Source organism: uncultured Actinomyces sp. (assembly GCF_963526355.1).
In the GTDB taxonomy this organism is placed as follows: domain Bacteria; phylum Actinomycetota; class Actinomycetes; order Actinomycetales; family Actinomycetaceae; genus Actinomyces.
Genome location: NZ_CAUROW010000164.1, coordinates 1 through 3,140 on the forward strand (window position 1 = coordinate 1; position 3,140 = coordinate 3,140).

At 65.1% G+C, this 3,140-nt stretch carries 4 protein-coding genes; 2 read left to right on the top strand and 2 right to left on the bottom strand.

From position 1 onward, the window contains the following. Together ybeY and RWR81_RS13210 are read right to left on the bottom strand one after the other, a co-directional pair. Positions 1-212, bottom strand: a 212-nt coding sequence (gene ybeY / locus RWR81_RS13205; protein WP_314458171.1) for an rRNA maturation RNase YbeY, incomplete at its 3' end; no start/stop codon positions are given. Further along, entirely contained in the window at positions 202-1,272 is a 1,071-nt protein-coding gene (locus tag RWR81_RS13210) for a PhoH family protein (protein ID WP_314458174.1), read from the bottom strand. The genes ybeY and RWR81_RS13210, both read right to left, overlap by 11 nt. A 395-nt stretch (positions 1,273-1,667) precedes the next feature. Here RWR81_RS13210 and RWR81_RS13215 point away from each other — a divergent pair, with 395 nt between their 5' ends. Both RWR81_RS13215 and RWR81_RS13220 read left to right on the top strand, forming a co-directional pair. Continuing rightward, complete coding sequence (locus tag RWR81_RS13215; protein ID WP_314458172.1) at positions 1,668-2,360, top strand: RNA-binding domain-containing protein; 693 nt, start codon at positions 1,668-1,670, stop codon at positions 2,358-2,360. 31 nt (positions 2,361-2,391) lie between these two features. Beyond that, the gene (locus RWR81_RS13220; RefSeq protein WP_314458173.1) at positions 2,392-2,913 is read left to right on the top strand and encodes a Fic family protein; all 522 of its coding nucleotides are present in this window, start codon (positions 2,392-2,394) and stop codon (positions 2,911-2,913) included. The last annotated feature ends 227 nt before the right edge of the window (positions 2,914-3,140 follow it).

Sequence of the window (3,140 nt, forward strand, 5' to 3'; positions counted from 1 at the left end):
AGCTCGTCCATGGGGAAGCTCATGACGTCGGTGGGGCCGGGCAGGTCGAGCCAGCGCACGTGGAGCTCTTCCATGGGCTCGGGGTCGATGAACATGATGTTGAGCTCGGCGGCGGGGCTGACGTGCATGGCGGTCAGGACGTGGTCGGCGAGGTCCGCGAACTCGGCGGCGTCGATGACAGTGGTGGTCTCGTTGATGACCTCAGTGGTCATGCGGGTTCCTCTCCGAGTGGGGCCGGGCGGGACGGTTGCCGCTCCCCCGACGGTACTGACTGTTGCGGCCGCTGCGGCCAGGCGATCCGGCGGGTCGGGTGGCGTCCTGGGCGGCGACCTCGGCATCGTGGCGGGCGTAGGCCTCGATGATGCGGCCCACGAGGCGGTGGCGCACGACGTCGGCCGATCCGAGCTCGCAGAAGCTGATGCCCTCGACCCCGGCGAGGATCCTGCGCACGACGATGAGTCCGGACTCGCGTCCGCCGGGCAGGTCGACCTGGGAGATGTCTCCGGTGACGACCATGCGTGAGCCGAAGCCGAGGCGGGTGAGGAACATCTTCATCTGCTCGGGGCTGGTGTTCTGGGCCTCGTCGAGGATGACGAAGGCGTCGTTGAGGGTGCGTCCTCGCATGTAGGCCAGGGGCGCGACCTCGATGGTGCCGGCGGCCATGAGGCGGGGCAGGGCCTCGGGCTCGAGCATGTCGTGGAGGGCGTCGTAGAGGGGGCGCAGGTAGGGGTCGATCTTGTCGGTGAGGCTGCCGGGAAGGAAGCCGAGGTTCTCGCCGGCCTCGACGGCGGGGCGGGTGAGGATGATGCGCGAGACGCGCTTGCGGGCCAGGGCGTCGACGGCCTTGGCCATGGCCAGGTAGGTCTTGCCGGTGCCGGCGGGGCCGATGCCGAAGGTGATGGTGGATTCCTCGATGGCGTCGGTGTAGGCCTTCTGGCCCAGCGACTTGGGACGGATGGTGCGGCCGTGGGAGGTGAGGATGTCATCGGTGAGGACCTCGGTGGGGCGGGTGGAGGTCTCCAGCAGGCCGACGGCGCGCTCGACGGCGTCCGCGGTCAGGGGCGTGCCGGTGCGGGCGACGTCGATGAGCTCGGAGAGCAGGACGACGACGGTGTCAACGCGGGCGGCGGAGCCGGAGACGGTGACGGCTGTGCCGCGCACGTGGATGTCGACGTCGGTGAAGCCCTTCTCAATGGCACGCAGGACCTCGTCCCGGGCCCCCAGGAGGATGACCGGGGCGACGTCCTCGGGCAGGGTGAGGGTGCGGACCACGGTGGAGTCGGGCGTGGTGGTCTCCGGATCAGTGGTGGCCGAGTTGACTGACGAGACGGTCGGTGCTGCGGAACCTGCCGGGATTGAGGAGCTGGCGGTTGAGGAGGTCATCGCCGGCGAACCGGCTGCTGCGGTGGGCGGTGTCGTCATCACTGTCGATCCTAGATGATTGGTCCCAGAGACGCCGAGGGCACGTCACCCCGGGGCTACTCGCACGCCGCCATCACAAGATGCCATGGTTCATCATCTGGAGATGTCGGGCCGATCGACGTTTTTCCGGTTCAACTCTCCAGTCCGATACCTGCACCTCGGATCGGCTAGTGTTGCCTTGTAGTCGGCCATGGGGGCCGAAATGCGGGCGAGACCCGCACCAGTAACGTCTTTCGAGGATTCGTATGACTGACTACCTCACCCTTGGAAATGACGGCCGACTCATAGACCGCGAAGGCAAGACCCTGGAGCTCAAGCGGGATCTCAGTTCGCCCACGGGTCCGCTGCGCACCATCACAGCCTTCGCGAACTCCACGGGTGGCCGCCTCGTCATCGGGATCGCAGATGATGGCACCGTGGTCGGTGTTGAGGACCCGCTCGCCGAGGAGGAGCGCGTCGCCAGTCTCATCGATGACTGGATCTCACCGCGGCTGGTTCCCGCCATCGACCTTGTCCCGCTCGCCGACAAGACTGTTCTCGTCGTCGATGTTCCACTGAGCACCCGACGCCCCCACTACATCACTCGGCAGGGCCCAGAAGCGGGCGTCTACGTGCGTCTCGGTTCCTCTACTCGCCAGGCTGACCCAACGCTGGTCGCCGAGCTCGAACGCAACGCTCACGGCATCGCTTTTGAGAATCTGCCCGAGCCGCGTGCGGCCCTGACTGACCTGAATCTGAGCACTCTGGCCGAGCTGCGCGGCCGCGCCACCGACACGAATGACCTGCTGGCGCTCGGTCTTGCAGCGAGGCAAGGAGATCAGATCGTTCCGACCTACGCCGGGATTCTCACCGCCTGCCCCGACCCCACGCGCTTCCTCCCCTTCCTCCCCTCCGCCTGGGTATCAGTGCGGCCGGTTGCGCGGCCCCCACGGCACTGACATCTTCGACCAGACTGAGATCCGCGGTCCGATGCCGTTGGCCGTTAACCAGGCCGTGGAGTTCCTGCTGAAGCACGCTTACAAGACCGCCGTCTTCGGAGAAGTGCGCCGCCGCGATGTCTACTCCATCCCCATTGAGCCGATCCGCGAGGTCATCGACCGTGTGCGGGTCACGATCCACGTGCTCAGCCACAACCCCGCCGATGCCGGAGAACACGGTGAGTCACTAAGTCGAGTCACCAAGTCAGAGCATCCAATCACTAAGTCGAATCACCAAGTCGAATCACCAAGTCACGAGGTTAGAAACCCGGACGACCATCGGGCCACGATCCTCTCCCTGCTCAACGATGTCGAGACGACTCGCACCGACCTTCTGTCTCGACTGGGGCTGAGCAACGAGACGCGCAACGTACGCCGCCATCTCGATCCCCTGATCGATGCAGGGCTCGTCGAACGAACGATCCCTGACAAGCCCAGGAGCCGCCTCCAGCGCTACCGAATTACCGACGCTGGACGCGCCTATCTCGACAGGCCCTCCGGAGACGTCGAATGAGCATCAATCATCGGCGGAGAAAGTTCGCGTCATGGCACTACAAGAATGGATTGTTCTACGCCATTGTCGCTTGGATTTTCCTAGCTGTACTGGTCGGGAGGGTTGGTTGAGGGGGTGTGGTCTGAGTCTTTGAGGTGATGAGGAGAGCGCCTTGGGCTGGTTGAGTGGAGGGGTTGCAGCTTCCATCAGCCAGACTCGAAAGGTTCTCTCCTCATGTCTCACGCTAA